Annotated in this window: 16 protein-coding genes; 8 read left to right on the top strand and 8 right to left on the bottom strand. The window is 69.2% G+C overall.

Annotated features, from left to right (window positions below):
* Positions 1-3 precede the first annotated feature (3 nt).
* From ACYVL2_RS01325 to ACYVL2_RS01315, 3 genes are all read right to left on the bottom strand, one after another.
* Positions 4-1,257 (bottom strand): PP2C family protein-serine/threonine phosphatase, encoded by a 1,254-nt coding sequence (locus tag ACYVL2_RS01325; protein WP_460539394.1) that lies wholly within the window; start codon positions 1,255-1,257, stop codon positions 4-6.
* Positions 1,258-1,356: 99 nt separating this feature from the next.
* Positions 1,357-2,043: a tRNA (guanine(46)-N(7))-methyltransferase TrmB gene (trmB, locus tag ACYVL2_RS01320; protein WP_460539392.1), complete on the bottom strand. Its 687-nt coding sequence runs from the start codon at positions 2,041-2,043 to the stop codon at positions 1,357-1,359.
* On the bottom strand, positions 2,010-2,876 hold the full coding sequence (locus tag ACYVL2_RS01315) for a hypothetical protein (protein WP_460539389.1): 867 nt from the start codon (positions 2,874-2,876) through the stop codon (positions 2,010-2,012). Before ACYVL2_RS01315 ends, trmB begins: the two co-directional genes overlap by 34 nt.
* Before the next feature lie 368 nt (positions 2,877-3,244).
* Between ACYVL2_RS01315 and ACYVL2_RS01310 the strand changes: the two genes are divergently transcribed.
* A complete protein-coding gene (locus ACYVL2_RS01310; RefSeq protein WP_460539386.1) occupies positions 3,245-5,767 on the top strand; it encodes a sigma-70 family RNA polymerase sigma factor in 2,523 nt (840 codons plus the stop codon).
* 27 nt (positions 5,768-5,794) lie between these two features.
* A complete protein-coding gene (locus ACYVL2_RS01305; protein ID WP_460539383.1) occupies positions 5,795-6,307 on the top strand; it encodes a GtrA family protein in 513 nt (170 codons plus the stop codon).
* A 79-nt stretch (positions 6,308-6,386) separates the two neighbouring features.
* Here ACYVL2_RS01305 and ACYVL2_RS01300 read toward each other — a convergent pair whose 3' ends face one another.
* The 3 genes from ACYVL2_RS01300 to ACYVL2_RS01290 form a co-directional block, all read right to left on the bottom strand.
* A complete protein-coding gene (locus tag ACYVL2_RS01300) occupies positions 6,387-6,911 on the bottom strand; it encodes a YdbT family protein (RefSeq protein ID WP_460539380.1) in 525 nt (174 codons plus the stop codon).
* Positions 6,912-7,093: 182 nt separating this feature from the next.
* Positions 7,094-8,077 carry a hypothetical protein gene (locus tag ACYVL2_RS01295; RefSeq protein WP_460539378.1) on the bottom strand — a complete coding sequence of 328 codons (984 nt, stop codon included), beginning with the start codon at positions 8,075-8,077 and terminating at the stop codon, positions 7,094-7,096.
* Between the two features lie 9 nt (positions 8,078-8,086).
* Complete coding sequence (locus tag ACYVL2_RS01290) at positions 8,087-8,806, bottom strand: biotin--[acetyl-CoA-carboxylase] ligase (protein ID WP_460539375.1); 720 nt, start codon at positions 8,804-8,806, stop codon at positions 8,087-8,089.
* A 132-nt stretch (positions 8,807-8,938) separates the two neighbouring features.
* Between ACYVL2_RS01290 and ACYVL2_RS01285 the strand changes: the two genes are divergently transcribed.
* The 4 genes from ACYVL2_RS01285 to ACYVL2_RS01270 all read left to right on the top strand — a co-directional run bounded on the left by ACYVL2_RS01285 (position 8,939) and on the right by ACYVL2_RS01270 (position 12,540).
* Positions 8,939-10,513 carry an acyl-CoA carboxylase subunit beta gene (locus ACYVL2_RS01285; protein WP_460539372.1) on the top strand — a complete coding sequence of 525 codons (1,575 nt, stop codon included), beginning with the start codon at positions 8,939-8,941 and terminating at the stop codon, positions 10,511-10,513.
* A 167-nt stretch (positions 10,514-10,680) separates the two neighbouring features.
* Positions 10,681-11,691, top strand: coding sequence for an NYN domain-containing protein (locus ACYVL2_RS01280; protein WP_460539369.1), 1,011 nt, complete (start codon positions 10,681-10,683; stop codon positions 11,689-11,691).
* A gap of 4 nt (positions 11,692-11,695) precedes the next feature.
* Positions 11,696-11,911, top strand: a complete 216-nt coding sequence (locus ACYVL2_RS01275; protein ID WP_460539367.1) for an acyl-CoA carboxylase subunit epsilon — start codon at positions 11,696-11,698, stop codon at positions 11,909-11,911.
* A gap of 50 nt (positions 11,912-11,961) precedes the next feature.
* Complete coding sequence (locus tag ACYVL2_RS01270) at positions 11,962-12,540, top strand: Maf family protein (protein WP_460539364.1); 579 nt, start codon at positions 11,962-11,964, stop codon at positions 12,538-12,540.
* Between the two features lie 68 nt (positions 12,541-12,608).
* Here the strand turns inward: ACYVL2_RS01270 and ACYVL2_RS01265 are convergent, their stop codons facing one another.
* Both ACYVL2_RS01265 and ACYVL2_RS01260 read right to left on the bottom strand, forming a co-directional pair.
* The gene (locus ACYVL2_RS01265) at positions 12,609-13,151 is read right to left on the bottom strand and encodes a thioredoxin family protein (RefSeq protein ID WP_460539361.1); all 543 of its coding nucleotides are present in this window, start codon (positions 13,149-13,151) and stop codon (positions 12,609-12,611) included.
* Between the two features lie 589 nt (positions 13,152-13,740).
* A complete protein-coding gene (locus ACYVL2_RS01260; RefSeq protein ID WP_460539359.1) occupies positions 13,741-14,400 on the bottom strand; it encodes a MerR family transcriptional regulator in 660 nt (219 codons plus the stop codon).
* A 93-nt stretch (positions 14,401-14,493) separates the two neighbouring features.
* On the opposite strand from ACYVL2_RS01260, the gene ACYVL2_RS01255 reads away from it, so the two are divergent.
* Both ACYVL2_RS01255 and ACYVL2_RS01250 read left to right on the top strand, forming a co-directional pair.
* The gene (locus tag ACYVL2_RS01255; RefSeq protein WP_460539357.1) at positions 14,494-15,186 is read left to right on the top strand and encodes a DUF2306 domain-containing protein; all 693 of its coding nucleotides are present in this window, start codon (positions 14,494-14,496) and stop codon (positions 15,184-15,186) included.
* Between the two features lie 28 nt (positions 15,187-15,214).
* Positions 15,215-15,646: a GNAT family N-acetyltransferase gene (locus ACYVL2_RS01250; protein WP_460539355.1), complete on the top strand. Its 432-nt coding sequence runs from the start codon at positions 15,215-15,217 to the stop codon at positions 15,644-15,646.
* Positions 15,647-15,702 lie beyond the last annotated feature (56 nt).

The following is a 15,702-nucleotide window of genomic DNA, read 5'->3' as shown; positions in this document are numbered from 1 at the left end:
GGGTCAGTACCGCGGCAGTCCGGCGAGCCGCTCGGGCCAGTAGGGGCTTCGCGGTTCGGGGCCGCTCCATTCGGCGACGAGCACCGTCGCGTCGTCGAGCAGTTTGCCGCCGTGGTGGTCCATGATGCTGCGGACCAGGCGGCGCAGCGTCTCGGGCGCCGGGAGCTGGTCGGTGTGGTGGCGGATGAGGAAGTCGATGAACTGCGGCACCCCGAATTCACGACCGGCGTGGTCGCGCGCCTCGGTGATGCCGTCGGTGTAGAGCACGACTCGATCGCCGGGCTCCAGCTGCTCGCTGCACACGGTGGGCTCGACCCCCAGGTCGATGCCCATGGGGTGGGCGGGACGGCACTCCAGGGTCGTCGACCACCGCTGGCCGCGGATGACGATCGGCGGGGGGTGACCGCGGTTGGTCCAGGTCAGCATCCCGTCGGTGGTGTCGAGGGTGGCCAGGACGCCGCTGACGTACCGATTGCCTTCGAACTGCTCGACGAGGACGTGTTCGATCGCCTCGCTGATCTCGGCGAGGCTGATGTCGCGGCGGCGCTGGTTGCGGTAGCTGGCCACGGCGAGGTTGGCGGCGACTCCGGCGGCGGTGTCGTGGCCCATCGAGTCGAACACCGCCAGATGCACCACGTCGTCGGCGATCGCGTAGTCGAAGGCGTCGCCTCCCACCTCGTAGGCGGGCTCCATGAGACCGCTGATCACCACGTCGGCGTCCGCGTAGGTCCGCGGCGGCATGAGCTGCCACTCCAGCTCCGCGGCGACCTCCATCCGCTTGGTCCGCAGCAGCCGCGGGTAGGAGTCGCTGGTGCGGCGCCGGCCGATGATCACCAGCGCGACCATCGACGCCAGGAGTTCGGCCTTCCTCACCGCGCGCTCATCATCGTTCGCGCAGCTCACCCGCAGCACGCCGAGGCGCTCGGTGCCTTTGATCAGCGGCGTCCACCACAGGCTTCGGCCTTCCTCGTCCTCGGATCCCTGCACGGGCTGCCCGTACTGGAACGCGCGTCCGGCCAGGGTCCCCTCTACCGGGAGGTCCGGGACGGAGCCCTGCACGGCGTCGGTGCCGAACCCGGTCATATCGCGCAGCACTTCCTGCTGCATGTCGACCAGGTAGATCGCCACGTTCCGGAGGTCGGCCATGCCGGCGTGCCGGTCGGCCTCGAGGGGGATGTCCCTGAACTTGACGAGGTGGCTCACGTCGAGCAGGCCGGAGAGCATGTCGAGGACGCGGTTCTCGTCCGGTGCGTCCATGCGTCGTCGCCTCCTCGCCCAGGGCTCGGGCCCTCGGCGCCCGGCACGTGGGTTTACCACCCTGCGGGAGGACGAAACGCGTTTCTCGTGCTCGGGAGTCTAGACCTTGCGGAAGACGAGGTCGAAGATCCGGCGTCCGGCCGCCACGCCGCGGCGCTCGAACTTGGTGACCGGTCGGTGCTCGGGACGCGGGGCGAATCCGTCGGCGGTGTTCTCCAGCGCCTCGTCGGCGGTGAGGACCTCCAGCATCTGCTCGGCGTAGTCCTCGATGTCGGTGGCGCAGTGGATGATCCCGCCGCCGCGCAGGAGTCCCCGCATCGTCGCCACGTGCTGGGGCTGGATGATCCGGCGCTTGTGGTGGCGCTTCTTGGGCCACGGGTCGGGGAAGTAGACGCGGATCTCGTCGAGTGATCCGGGCTCGATGCCGTGCCACAGCAGCGGCAGCGCGTCGCCTTGGTGGATCCGCACGTTGTCGATGCCGCGCTCGTCGCAGCGGGCCATGAGGTCGGCGACGCCCTGCGGGTAGACCTCGACGGCGAGCAGGTCGCGGTCGGGGTCGGCCGCGGCCAGGGCCGCGGCGGCCTCGCCGTTGCCCGAACCGATCTCCAGGATCACCGGTGCGGTGCGCCCGAACGGCCGCGCGAAGTCGATGCGGCCGTCCTCGGGGCGCCACTCCAGGCCGTAGCGCGGCCACAGCCTCGCCATCGCCTCGTCGTGGCGCGGCTTGTTGCGGCTTTGACGGAAGTTGAAGGTCAGGATGTGGCGGTGCTCGGTCTGCTCTGGCATAACCGTTCGAGTTTAGCGGGGGACTCGTAGGAGCGGCCCCTGACGCCGCCGCCGTGTTCGGTGCGCCTGGCCTCGGGCCGGTGCGGAGGGTCCTCCGGCTCGTCGCGGAGCGTGCCGTTCTCGAACAGGAAGGACTCGCGCCGCTCCCCGTCGTCGGCGTCGTCGTCGGCGCCCGGCTGCTCGGGAACGTACGTCGGCGGTTCGGTGTCGGGGTATTCGGGCTCGGCGGCGAGCATGGCGCGCGCCGGGTGGGCGGCCTTGCTGCGCAGCAGCTGCTTGGCGCGGGCGCGCAGGAAGTACACGTACAGGCTCAGCGCCACGATCGCGATGCCCGCGCCGAACCAGAAGCCCGGCCCGGCGATGACGACGCCCAGCAGCTCCACCAGGGTGAGGGCGATGAGGACGTACAGCACTCGGCGGTGGCGCCGCCGCCACCACTCGGCGCGCATCTCTCGAAGCCTGGCCGTCTCACGCATCTCGGGGTCCTCGCCGGTCACCGACTGGTCGGATTCCAACCGTACCGACTCCCCGCGGCGATTGCCGCGCCGCTCCCACGTACGCGGAACCCGTGCGGCCCGAACGGGATCGGCCAGCGGACCGCGCTGCTCGGGAGGTGCCGGAGAATGCGGTGGTTCGCCCGTTTCGCCGAGTTCGGGGGACGGGTGGGGCGCCGGTCGGTCGGGGCGGTGCGCTTCGCGGGCGAGCACGCGGGCGTCGGAGGCGGCGCGGTCGGCGATCATGCGCTCGTCGGGATCGTATCGGCGCACGAGCGCCGGCGTGAGTGCGAGCAGGCAGGTGGCGACCAGCAGCGCCAGCAGGACCGAAGCGGGCATCTCTCACCTCCCTGGCGGTGTAGGCCGGATCCAGTGCGTTCCCCAACGGTACGCAATAGCCTGACGGATTTCCGACACTTAACAAGAAGCCTCCTCTACCGCACGTTGGGCACCGACGCCGGTCACAATCGGGCTACAATCCCCGACATTGTCGAATATTTCGCCATTCATGCGCTGTTTGCACCTTTATTCCACTGCCGAACTGGCTTAACCTCGGAGCACAACTCAGAACGTGGTCGTTCGTTAACCCAAGGGAGACTCCCGAACCTCCCGAGACCGTCATCGTCGAAGCGCCGCGCAGCGAGCGCACAACCCGAGCCCCCGAATCCTACGAGCTCGGCGCCACATGGAAGGAGCAACCGGCGAACATGCCCGACACCGTTCCCGCCGGAGATCCCCGCAGCGTCGATTCCCAACGCCCCGACGCCCCCGAGACCCTGTCCGACCCAGAACTCATCGCGGCCACCCGCAGCGGCGACACCACCGCCTACGCCGTGCTCTACGAGCGCCACGTCCACGCCGCTCGCCGGCTCGCCCGAGTGCTCGCCCACGACGCCGCCGCGGCCGACGACCTCGTCTCCGAGACCTTCGCCAAACTCCTCCACACCCTCCACGAAGGCAACGGACCCGAACTGGCCTTCCGCCCCTACATGCTCCGCACGCTGCGGAACACCTTCTACGACCGCGTCCGCCGCGACCACCGCATCGAGTACACCGACGACCTCACCAAGCACGAGACCGGCGTGGCCTTCGCCGACCCGGCCGTCGAGGGCCAGGAGCGCCGCTACGCCGCGCTCGCCTTCGGCAAGCTCCCCGAGCGCTGGCAGATGGTGCTGTGGCACACCGAGGTCGAAGAGGACTCCCCGGCCGAGATCGCCTCCATGCTCGGCATGACCCCCAACGGCGTCTCCGCCCTGGCCTACCGGGCCCGCGAGAAACTGCGGCAGAACTACCTCAGCGAGCACGCCGCCGACTCCCCGCCGGAGGAATGCCGGTGGACCGTCGACCGGCTCGGCGCCCGCGTGCGCGAGAAGCTCGGCGTCCGCGACGCCCAGAAGGTCGACGACCACCTCGAGAACTGCGTCTCCTGCAACCTCCTGTTCGCCGAGCTCACCGAACTCAACTCCGGGCTGCGCGGCACCATCGCCGGCGTCTTCCTCGGCGCCGCGAGCGTCCCGTACCTGGCCGCGGGAAGCGCCGTGGCCGGCGGCATGGTCGTCGGCGGCGCCCTCGGCGTCCTGTTCAAGCCGTTCATCGTCGCCGCGAACTGGGTCCGGCGGGTCTTCCAGCAGCTCGGCACCAAAGGCAGCGTCGCCACCGGCACGGCCGTAGCCGTGGTCGCGGCCGCGGCCGTCTTCGCCCTGACCTCCGGAGAACCGGAGGAGGAACCGCAGGCCACGGCCGACCCGCCCGCCGCAGCCGAGCCCGAGGACGAGCCCGCCGACGAACCGGCCCCGCCCGACGAGGAACCCGAGGCCCCGGACTCGGGCGACCCCGAACCGCCCGCCGACGACGAGCCCGCGCCGGGCCAGGACCCGCCCGAGCCCGCGCCCGACCAGCCGGCGCCGGACCAGCCCGCCGACGAGCCCGAACCTCCCGCCGTCTACGCCATCGAACACGGCCTCGGCACCGCCGGCCTGGTCGCCGGCGTCGACGGCGTCCTGCCGATCCGCCTGGAGCCGACCGGCTCCGGCGGCGGATACGCACCCACGACCGAGCGGCGCGCCGAAGCCGCCGAGGCCCGGCCCGCCGGGTGGGCCCAGGCAGCGTCCAACCGCGTCGAACTCGAGATCGCACTGCCCGAAGGCGTCGGCCTCGCCTCCGAGGACGCCGATCCGGGCTGGACCTGCGAGAGCGACGGCGACTACATCCAATGCGCCATCCGGGAAATGCCCGACCCGGCCGAGGCGAACGTCCGGATCGACATCGCCGACCACGTCACCGGCTACCAGACCTTCACCGTGACCGTCGACGGCGCGGGCGTGTCCGGGACGACCGAGCTGCGCGTCCCCGTGGCGCCGGCCGATTCCGAGGTCGCCTACGCCAGTCTCGACGCCACCGGCGTCACCGCCGCGGGCAACACGTGGATGACCTGCGCCGCGCCCGGATGCCGGGAGACGACCGGCATCGGGGCGGGCGACCGGCACCCGATGAAGCCCTACAAACCGTCGAAAGGCGACCCGCAGCCGCCCGCCGGGAAGGACGGCGAAGCCGTCAGCGGCGCCTCGCTCGACGTCCCGGCCGGCTCGACGGTGCTGTGGGCGGGCCTGTACTGGGCCGGCGTCGACGACGACGTGCCCGGCAAGGTCGCGCTGGCGGACCCGAGCGGAGCTTGGACCGACCTGAGCGCGAGCAAGTCGATCGACACCGATCCGGGACGCCAGGCCTACGTCGAGGTCACCGATCTCGTCGGCGACGCGGGCGAGTACTGGGTCGCGACCGACAATCACGCCCTGCCGAGCTCGGACTGCGGGCGCTGGCCGCCGAAGGGCGAGCCGCACTGCGCGGACCCGCTGTGGGCCGGCTGGTCGATCACCGTCGTCTTCGCCGAGCCGGGCGCCGAGCGGCGCGAGGTCGCCGTCTACGACGGGGCCCCGGCCTCCGACGCCGAGATCGAGGTCCGCGGCGGCGGCGAGGTCACCGTCGCGCACACGCTCTGGGGCGGGTCGGCCTACGACAGCGGCGACAGCTTCAGCATCGGCGGCAGCGGGATGGGCCAGCCGGCGCGCTGCAAGGCGAACGGCGCGCTCAACAACCCGCACTGGTACACCTTCGGCGTCGACGTCTCGGTCAACACCGCCACACTGAGCGAGGACGGAGCCGTCCGCTACCACCGCGGCGGGGACGAGTTCATCATCGGGGTGGTAGCCATAGCCACTCCCAGTGAGTGACGCGCGGACACGCTAGGCTGTGACCTGATGCCGACCTCAACGACCTCAACCCAGCCACCGGAGCAGACCGGCTCGGGAGCGCTCCCTTCTCGCTTGTGGCGGCTCTTTCGTCGGCACAGCGGCGAGCTGTTCCGCTTCCTCGGCGTCGGCGGCACCGCCTACCTGATCGACATCGGGCTGTTCAACCTGCTGATACTGGTCTTCGACTGGACCGACTGGATCGCCAGGGTCCTCGCGGCGGTCGTGGCGACCACGTTCGCGTTCTTCGGGAACCGGCAGTGGACCTGGCGCGACCGCCTCGGCGGCGCGGCTGCCCACCGCCAGTACGTCCTCTACTTCTTCTTCAACGGCATCGGCCTGCTGATCTCGCTGGGGTTCCTGTGGGCCAACAACGGCCTGGCGCTGGTGTGGCCGCAGTACTTCGACACGCTGCTGGCCAAGAACCTCGCGGCCTACTTCTTCGGCGTGGGCGTGGCCTCGCTGTTCCGGTTCTACGCCTACCGGACCTGGGTGTTCCGCCGCCCCGACAACCCCGCCTGACGACATGAGAACGGCCCGGCCGATCCTATAGGAAATATCCTATTTCCTATAGGATCGGCCGGGCCGTTCGGGCGTCGGATCAGGCGCTGTCGCCTTGGGTGGCGCGGCGGCTGCGGTCGTCCTCGGCGAGCTGGTAGATGATCGCCTTGACCTTGTCCACCTTGGGCACGTCGATGAGCTCGATCTCGCCGTCGTCGGAGGCCGAGTCGATCTTCAGGTCGCCGTAGCCGAGAATGCGCTCGGCGATCGACTGCGTGTAGGACACGGTGTTGACGCGGGCGAGCGGGATGTGCCGGCTCTCGCGGGTGATCATGCCGATCCGCCACATGACGCGCTGGTCGGTGATGACGTAGTGGGTCGTCTGCCAGGCGATCCAGGGAATCACCGACAGCCACACCAGCAGGCCCGCGAAGACGACGACCTCGGCGAGTACGGCCCAGGTCTTGAACTCCCAGTCGGCCTGAGAGGTGTAGTAGATGGCGATGGCCGCGAGGAGCAGGAAGACGACGAACCAGAGGACGGGCCCGACGGCCTCCTTCCAGTGCGGGCGGGTGTGGAGCTTGACCTCTTCACCGCGGGCGAGCTGATCGTCGGGATACCCCACTGCAAGACCTCCAGGAGTGAGAAACGGGCGGTGCGGATTGACGGCTCGCAGGCGCTGTCGCCGAAACGTGCGAGGCGAAAATCGGGCCGGCCGTGGGTGGGCGGTAATCGATTCACCTGCACAGTACAACACCGCGTCAGCGTCCGAGCGCGCCAGATTCGCCCTCGTCCACGGGACGGCCCCTAGGACACCCAGCCGTTCTTGGCCGCGTGCCAACCCAACTGGATGCGGGTGTCGACGTCCGCCAGGTCCATCAGGTCGCGCACCCGGCGCTGCACCGTGCGCAGCCCGATGCCCAGTTTGGAGGCGATCGCCTGGTCGGTCAGCCCGGCGATCAGGAGGCTGAGCAGGAGCACGTCGTCGCCGTCGATGCCCGAATCGTCCTCGCGCTCAGGGTAATGCGCCGGAATCGCGTTCTCCCACAGCTGCTCGAACAGCTCGATCGCCAGTTCCACGATGGAGGCGTTGGAGGTGATGATGGCGCGCGGCTTCTCGGATCCGGGGTCCTCGATGATCGTCGAGCGGTCGTCGATGACGAGCAGCTTCAGCGGCAGCCGCTTCACGAAGCGGATCTCGTCGCTCCAGTCCAGGTGGCGGCGGAGGTACTCGCCCTCCCGGTCGGCGTCCAGCACCGCGCGGTCGAACAGCAGCCGGTAGCACACGCCCGGCGACTGCAGCTCGCGATGCTGCTCGCCGTCGGGCACCGGCAGGATTATCGGCGGTTTGACGAAGGTCCGGACGCACTGTTCGGCCGTGTCCCGCAGCTGCGTCAGTCGCGACTGGATGGCGACCGCGCCGGTGACCTGCTCCCAGCGCCCGCGGTCGTCGCGCCCGCCGCGGCCGGGACCGGTGCGGTGGATCTCCAGCAGCTCCCTGAGGGCGTCGTAGCCGACGCGGACCGACTGCAGCTGGGAGGCCAGCCGGCCGCCGAGGACGATGTCGGGGGCGACGGCGCGGTAGCGGGAGTCGGCGATCATGGTCGCGAAGCCCGCGTCGACCAGTTCGGCGAGCATGCGGCGGGTCCGAGCGGCCTCCAGACCGGACTCGGCGGCGAGCTGGAAGACCGAGGCATCGGCCTTCGACAGCAGGAGCCGGTAGAGGCGCTCGTTGTCGGGCCCGAGACCGGTGGCCGGGTCGTCGGCCCCGTCTCCCACATCGTCGGTCAAACCGCCCCCTCAGTCGTGTCGCCGGAGGTGGACGACGTCGCCGGCGGCGACGGTCAGCACCTCCTCGCGGCCCTCCTCGTCGCGTCGCTCGACGACCAGTCTGCCGTCGTCCTCGATGTCGACTGCGACTCCTGCTACCTTGCGCCCGTTGGGGAAACATACCTCAACTCGCCGTCCGAGGGTGGCCGAGTAATGGCGCCAGCGCTCGACCGCGCGGGCCGGCCCCTCGTCGCTCCAGGTCCGGTAGACGGCCGCGAAGTGGGCGAGGAAGTGCGCGGCCAGCTCTTCGCGGTCGAGGACCGGCGCTCCCGCCAGCAGTAGCGAAGTCGCCTGTGGCACGGGCAGTTCGTCCTCGGTCAGCGAGACGTTGAGGCCGGCGCCGAGGACGACCGCGCCGTTCTCGACCGAGGCGAGGATGCCGCAGAGTTTGCGGTCGTCGATGAGGATGTCGTTGGGCCACTTGAGTTTTGCCGATACTCCGGCTACGGTGCGGAGGGTCTCTTCGAGGGCTACGGCCGCGGCGAGGGTGAGTGTGCCCCACTGCTCGTGCGGCGCGGTGGGCCGCAGCAGCATCGAGAACATCAGTCCCGCGCCGCTGGGGCAGACCCACTGGCGGTCGAGTCTGCCGCGTCCGTGCGTCTGCTGCTCGGCGAAGAGGACCCGTCCCTGTTCGGCGCCGTGGCGGGCGGCGTCGGCGAGATCGGCATTGGTGGAACCTGTGACATCCACCACATCTACCTCGGTCCAGAAGTCGGACTTCTGCGACAACAACGACCAGAGCAAGTGCCGGTCAAGTGGCCTTCGCGTCGGTGTGCTCACGCACCCAGCCTAGTCACAGACCGGGCCGATACGATCCGTGTCGTGACCGACATCGACATCCACACGACCGCCGGGAAGCTCGCCGATCTCACCGAGCGCCTCGATGAGGCCGCCACCGGCAATTCCCGCGCGATCGAGAAGCAGCATGAGAAGGGCAAGCGCACCGCACGTGAGCGCCTGGAGGCGCTGCTCGACGAGGGGTCGTTCGTCGAGCTCGACGCCCTCGCCCGCCACCGGTCGACGAACTTCGGCATGGAGGCCAACCGCCCGTACGGCGACGGCGTCGTCACCGGCTACGGGACCATCGAAGGCCGCGAGGTGTGCGTCTTCGCCCAGGACTTCACCGTCCTCGGCGGCTCGCTCGGACAGGTATCCGGTGAGAAGATCACCAAGATCCAAGACCTGGCCCTGCGCACCGGCCGCCCCCTGATCGGCATCTCCGACTCCGGCGGCGCGCGCATCCAGGAAGGGGTGGCCAGCCTCGGCGGCTACGGCGACATCTTCTTCCGCAACGTCCGCGCCTCGGGCGTGATCCCGCAGATCTCCCTGATCATGGGCCCGTGCGCGGGCGGAGCCGTCTACTCGCCGGCGATCACCGACTTCACGATCATGGTCGACCAGACCAGCCACATGTTCATCACCGGACCGGACGTGGTCCGGGCCGTGACCGGCGAAGACGTCGGCATGGAGGAACTCGGCGGCGGACGCACCCACAACGCGGTCGCCGGCAACGCGCACTACCTCGCCAGCGACGAGGGCGACGCGCTCGAGTACGTCAAGCACCTGCTGAGCTACCTGCCGTCGAACAACCTCGACGAGCCGCCGGTCTACGAGACCAAGGACTTCGAGCTCGACCTCACCAGCACCGACTACGAGCTCGACACGCTCATCCCGAACTCGGCGAACCAGCCGTACGACATGCACAAGATCATCGAGGCGGTGCTCGACGACGGCGAGTTCCTGGAGACCCAGGAGCTGTTCGCCAAGAACATCATCACCGGCTTCGGCCGGCTCGACGGCCGCCCGGTCGGCATCGTGGCGAACCAGCCGATGCACTTCGCCGGCACGCTCGACATCGACGCCTCGGAGAAGGCGGCGCGGTTCATCCGCTTCTGCGACTGCTTCAACATCCCGGTGATCTCCTTCGTCGACGTCCCCGGCTTCCTGCCGGGCACCTCGCAGGAGCACGACGGGATCATCCGGCGCGGGGCCAAGCTGATCTACGCCTACGCCGAGGCCACCGTCCCCAAACTCACCGTCGTCTGCCGCAAGAACTACGGCGGCGCCTACTGCGTGATGGGCTCCAAGCACGTCGGCGCGGACCTGAACCTGGCCTGGCCGACCGCCGAGATCGCCGTCATGGGCTCGCAGGGCGCGGTCAACATCCTCTACCGGCGCGACCTCGCCAAGGCCGACGACGAGCAGGCCAAGCGGGCCGAGCTCATGGCCGAATACGAGGAGAAGCTCAACAACCCGTACGTCGCCGCCGAGCTCGGCTACATCGACGCGGTCATCCAGCCGCACGAGACCCGCGCCCAACTGGTGCGGGCCCTGCGCATGACCGGTTCCAAGCGCGACGAACTGCCGGCCAAGAAGCACGGCAACATCCCCCTGTAGGCGCCCCGGTCGCGGCGGGCCGGGAGCCGTTTTCCGGCCCGCCGCGATGCACGGACGGCACGCGGGGCTGAGCGCACCACTCCCATCCCACGGGCCTGATCCGGGTACCGTCTTATACAGCTGGGGGAAGCGGGACATTTCGTCCCGATCGAGATTGGGAGTGGGCCATGACACAGACCGTAGGGTTGCTGCCTGGGCATTGGACCAGGCGGTACGCCATGTTGATCGACGTCGGCTACCTCTACGCGGCGGCGGCGGAGCTGCTTCTCGACGCCACATCCCGACGTGACTACCGCGTCGACGCCGAGAAGCTCATCAGTTCGCTCATGGAGCGCGCGTCCATGCGAATCCCCGACGGCGAGCTGCTGCGGCTGTACTGGTTCGACGCCGCCAGGGACCGGGTCCCCACCGTCGACCAGCGCGTCATCGCCAACATGGAATACGTCAAGGTCCGGCTCGGCAACCTCAACTCGCGGGGGCAGCAGAAGGGCGTCGACGCCCAGATCCGCTCGGATCTGGAGCTGCTGGCCCGCCACCGCGCCGTCCACGAGGCGATTCTCCTGGCCGGCGACGAGGACATGGTCCCCGCCGTCGAGGTCGCGCAGGCCTACGGCGTCCGCATCCACCTGTGGGGCGTCGAACCGCCGTACGGCACCAATCAAGCCGAGCGGCTGGTGTGGGAATCCGACAAGGTCGAGACCATCGACGCCGAGGAGCTCAAGCCCTACTTCGCCAAGAGCGGCACCGCCGCGGCGGCGACGCGCAACATGGTCGGCGCGCCGATGGCCGAGCCGGAACCCAGCGTGCCGAGTCCGGCCGCCGTCTTCGGGCACCGCGAATCGGTCGCGGTGACGATGAACGCCGCCGACGCGCTGGCGCAGGCCGAATCTGCCCGGCCGAAGTTCGTGCGCACGCAGCAGACCGGCGAGAAACTCGACCCCGAGACCGTACGGCAGGTGGGGGAGTACGTCGGCCACAAGTGGCTGCTGACCCGCGGGGCCGACAACATCGCCGACCTCCTGCCGGGACCGCAGCTGCCGACGGTCATCGACAAGGAGCTTCTGGTGGAAGCCGAGAAGGAACTCGGTTACTCTCTACGCGACCACCCCGAAGCCCGGATCTGGGTCCGCGACGGCTTCTGGGAGAGGGTCCACCGCGAATTCGACATCGAGGATTGAGCCGATGAGCATGGAACTCAAGGTCCTCCGGGGCAACCCGACCGACGAGGAGCTGGCCGCGATCGTCGGTCTCGTCGCCGCGCTGCCGCGCGAGGAGGAGGAGACCGAGACGAACGGCCGCCGGCGCCGCGCCGCGTGGGCCGACCCTGGCCTGCGCCTGCGGGTGCGCCGCTCGTGGCGCGACACGGCCGTCCCGGCGAGGCGGGGCCTGGACCGGTGAGCCGACCGCCCGCAGCCCCGAACCCGACTGAAGGTCATACCCGCCCGTTCGTGCTCGCTTCGGCTTCGCCGGCGCGGCGCCAGCTGCTGACCGCGGCCGGGATCGAACCGGAGGTCGTCGTCTCCGGCGTCGACGAGAGCCAGGTGATGGGTCACGACCCCGCCGAGCTCGCGAGCACGCTCGCCGAGCTGAAGGCCTCGGCGGTGCTCAACCTGGTGAGTCCCCGGACGCTCGTGCTCGGCTGCGACTCGGTGCTGCACTTCGACGGCGAGATCCTCGGCAAACCCGAGAGCGGCGAAGAGGCGCTCTCGCGGTGGAAGCGCATGCGCGGCCGCTCCGGGACGCTCCACACCGGGCACTGCCTGATCGACGTCGCCGCCGACCGGCGCGTCGTCCGCGCTTCCGGCACGGTGGTGCACTTCGCGGAGGTCTCCGACGCCGAGATCGCCGCCTACGTCGCGACCGGAGAGCCGCTGCACGTGGCGGGCTCGTTCACGCTCGACGGCTACGGCTCGGCCTTCATCGACCGCATCGAAGGCGACCCGGGCACGGTCATCGGATTGTCGATGCCGCTGTTGCGCAACATGCTCGGCGAACTCGAGATCGCCCTCACCGACTTGTGGAGATGAGTGCTCCCACCTAGACCGCAGAAGCGGCGCGGAGCCGATGAGGCTCCGCGCCGGTAAGTTCCGGTCGGCTATTCACGCCACTTGATGCCGCAGCCGGTGGACGGGTAGTGCGGCTCGGGAACGGCCTCGCCCTTGCGGACGTGCTCGATGGCGGTGGCGAGGTATTCGCCGGAGACCGGGACGCCGTTGCCGGGCGTCGAGCCGTCGAAGGCGCCGCGGTAGGCGAGCTTGCGGTCGGGCCCGTAGAGGAAGAAGTCGGGCGTGCAGACGGCGTTGTAGGCGCGGGCGACCTCCTGCGACTCGTCGACCAGGTACGGGAAACCCCAGTTGGCGCGGGCGGCCTGCTCCGCGAGCCCGGCGGGGGCGTCGTCGGGGTAGTTCTCGGCGTCGTTGGAGCAGATGGCCACCACGTCGAGGTCGGCCTGCCCGGTCGTGAACGCCCCGAACGTCTGCTCGATGTGCCGCACGTACGGGCAGTGGTTGCAGACGAAGGCGATCAGCAGCGCGGTGGCCTCGAAGTCCGCGAGGGAACGGTCGTTGCCGTCGAGGTCGGGAAGGGTGAAATCGGGGGCCGGAGTGCCGAGCGGAACCATGTGCGAGTTGAGAGCCACGAGAGCCCCTCCTAGATCGATGCGTCTTTGTCCGCGTTTCATCCTAGTCCGCGGCGACGGCGGAAGGTCTCGACTGATATCGGCCCCCGTCCCTGATCTCCGGCGAGATTGGCGGCGGGCGCTTCGCGCCGCTGCTGCGCAGCGGGTCCCGGGTCCGGTGCTGTGCTGTCTGATTCACCTGCCCCTCCGCCCCGTCCCTGATCTCTGGCGAGATTGGCGGCGGGCGCTTCGCGCCGCTGCTGCGCAGCGGGCCCCGGGCCCGGTGCTGCGCTGTCTGGTTCACCTGGCCCTCCGCCCCGCCCCCAATCTCCGGCGAGATTGGCGGCGGGGCTCCGGGCCAGGTGAACGGAGCCCCGCCGTGGGCCGCCCGTATACCCCACGTTTTCGGGCGGCCCTGTGGGTAGAGACGGTGTCTCATGTCGAGCAGTGAGCTTGTAGCCGAACCGTCTCTAGCGGGCGTGGAAATACCGTACAACGGCATATTCGACTTGCGAAGTCAAAAACCCGACAGGTGCGGACATCACGATGCATGCATGGAAAGTTTGCGGCGGTTCGGGCGCTGCCCTGGGGCGATGGCGTCCTTAGAGGATTACTCGTCTATTGCGCTTTCCAATGGGCCGTCGGACTCCTTGAATTGCGCCGCCGACAACTCCGCGTGAGCCATCCTCCGAAGCGCCGCGAAGAGCGCATCGCCGAGCACGGTGCCGACGATCATCGTCTCCAGAAGCTCATCGCGGTCACGCCGGGTGTTGAGCAGCGAGATGTCGGTGGCCGCGACGGTCTCGGCGGCGCGGGCGTAGTCGTCGGCCCGGTCCACCAGGTCGTCGAGCCCGAGCAGTCGCAACGCCCCTATGACCTGCGCCAGGCTCCGCACCTGGTGGCGCTCGGGAGTCATCCTCGTCCATCCGTTGCGTTCGGCGATCGCCATCGCCGTGTCGAGATCGCTCTCATGAAGCTCCTCAGTTCGCGCCTGGAAATTGCCGAGTGCGCGAGAGACCACGCCGAGCGTGCTGTCCAGGCCGCGGCCGGGAGCGTCCACCTCGGTGAGCACCTCGCGGACCTTCGCGATCGGCAGCGAACCGATCTCGACCATCGCCCGCACCAGCCGGAGCCTTCGGACGTGCTCCTCGCCGTAGCTGACCTGGTTGCGACTGACCCGCTCTCCGCCGGACAAGAGCCCTTCTCGCACGTAGTACTTGATAGTCGGCATGGGGACGCCGGTCCTGGCGCTGAGCTCTCCGATTCGCATTGGTCTTTCATACCCGAAGCGGTCTTGACCCGGCATTCATAATACTGATAGTTTTACTATCGATAGTGAAGCTAACATCAAGGAATCCGCCCCATGGTCACACTCACCGAGCCCCCGCCGACTCCGTCGCGAGCACGACGCGGCCGCATCGCCGTCGCCGTCGTCGCACTCCTCAGCGTCGGCATCGCCCTCTTCGCCGTCCCCGTCTACGTGGTTCCGGGGTACATCGAACCGCGCATCCCCTACCGCGAGGACGTCGCCTTCCACCTGCCGCTCATCGCCTTCCACGCGGCCACCGGCGGACTGGCCCTGATCCTGGGGCCGTTCCAGTTCTTCCGCGCCATCCGCCGCAGGCATCCGAGGGTCCACCGGGCCGTCGGCCGCACCTACCTGCTCGCCGGCGTCCTCCCCAGCAGCCTCAGCGGCATCGTCGTCGCCTTCATGACCGTCGCCGGACCCATCGCCATGGTGACCTTCGTAACCCTCGACGTCGTCTGGTTCTACTCCGCCTTCCGCGCCTACCGGGCCGCACGGGAGCGGGACTTCGTCCAACACGAGCGCTGGATGATGCGCAACATGGCCCTCACCTTCGCCGCGGTCACCCTGCGGATCTACTTGGGGCTGTTCATCGGCGTCCAGCTCCCGCTGCTCGAGACGGTCTACGACGGCCGCTTCGAGAGCCTGTTCGCCGTCGCCTACACCGCCGCTGCGGTCTCGTCGTTCGTCTTCAACTGGCTCTTCATCGAGGTTTATCTGCGGCGCAAGGCGACTGTTAGGGTTGCGTGAGCGACGAAGCCGCGATCGGAGGAACGCCATGCCCGAGGACGAGTACGTCATATCAAGCGATCCCGAACGCCTCGACCTCGACTGGATCCACCACGCCCTGTCCACCGACACCTACTGGGCCACCGGGCGTCCAAGGGAGCGCAACGACCGCGCCGTCAAGAACTCGCTCTGCTATGGGCTGTACCACAGCTCCGGAGGCCAGTTCGGTTTCGCGAGGGTCATCACGGACGGCGTCACGTTCGCGTGGCTGTGCGATGTCTACATCGATCGCGACATACGCGGCAACGGTCTGGGCAAGCGCCTCGTCGGGCACATCGTCGACGAACTCGACCGCAAGGGCCTGCGTCGAGTCCTCCTCGCGACCGACGGCGCCGAGGAGCTCTACCGGACCTTCGGCTTCACCGAGATCGACGGCGACAGCTTGACATGGATGGCCAAGCGCTGGCCGGACCGCATATAGGGCCGGATTCGCGGACGGCCGACCGCGCGGCGCGCTAGGCTGGTGCGTTCCCGAAT

Source organism: Glycomyces halotolerans, from assembly GCF_054779575.1.
The sequence above is the reverse complement of the archived record's forward strand: the minus strand, read 5'-3'. Positions and strand labels throughout refer to the sequence as shown.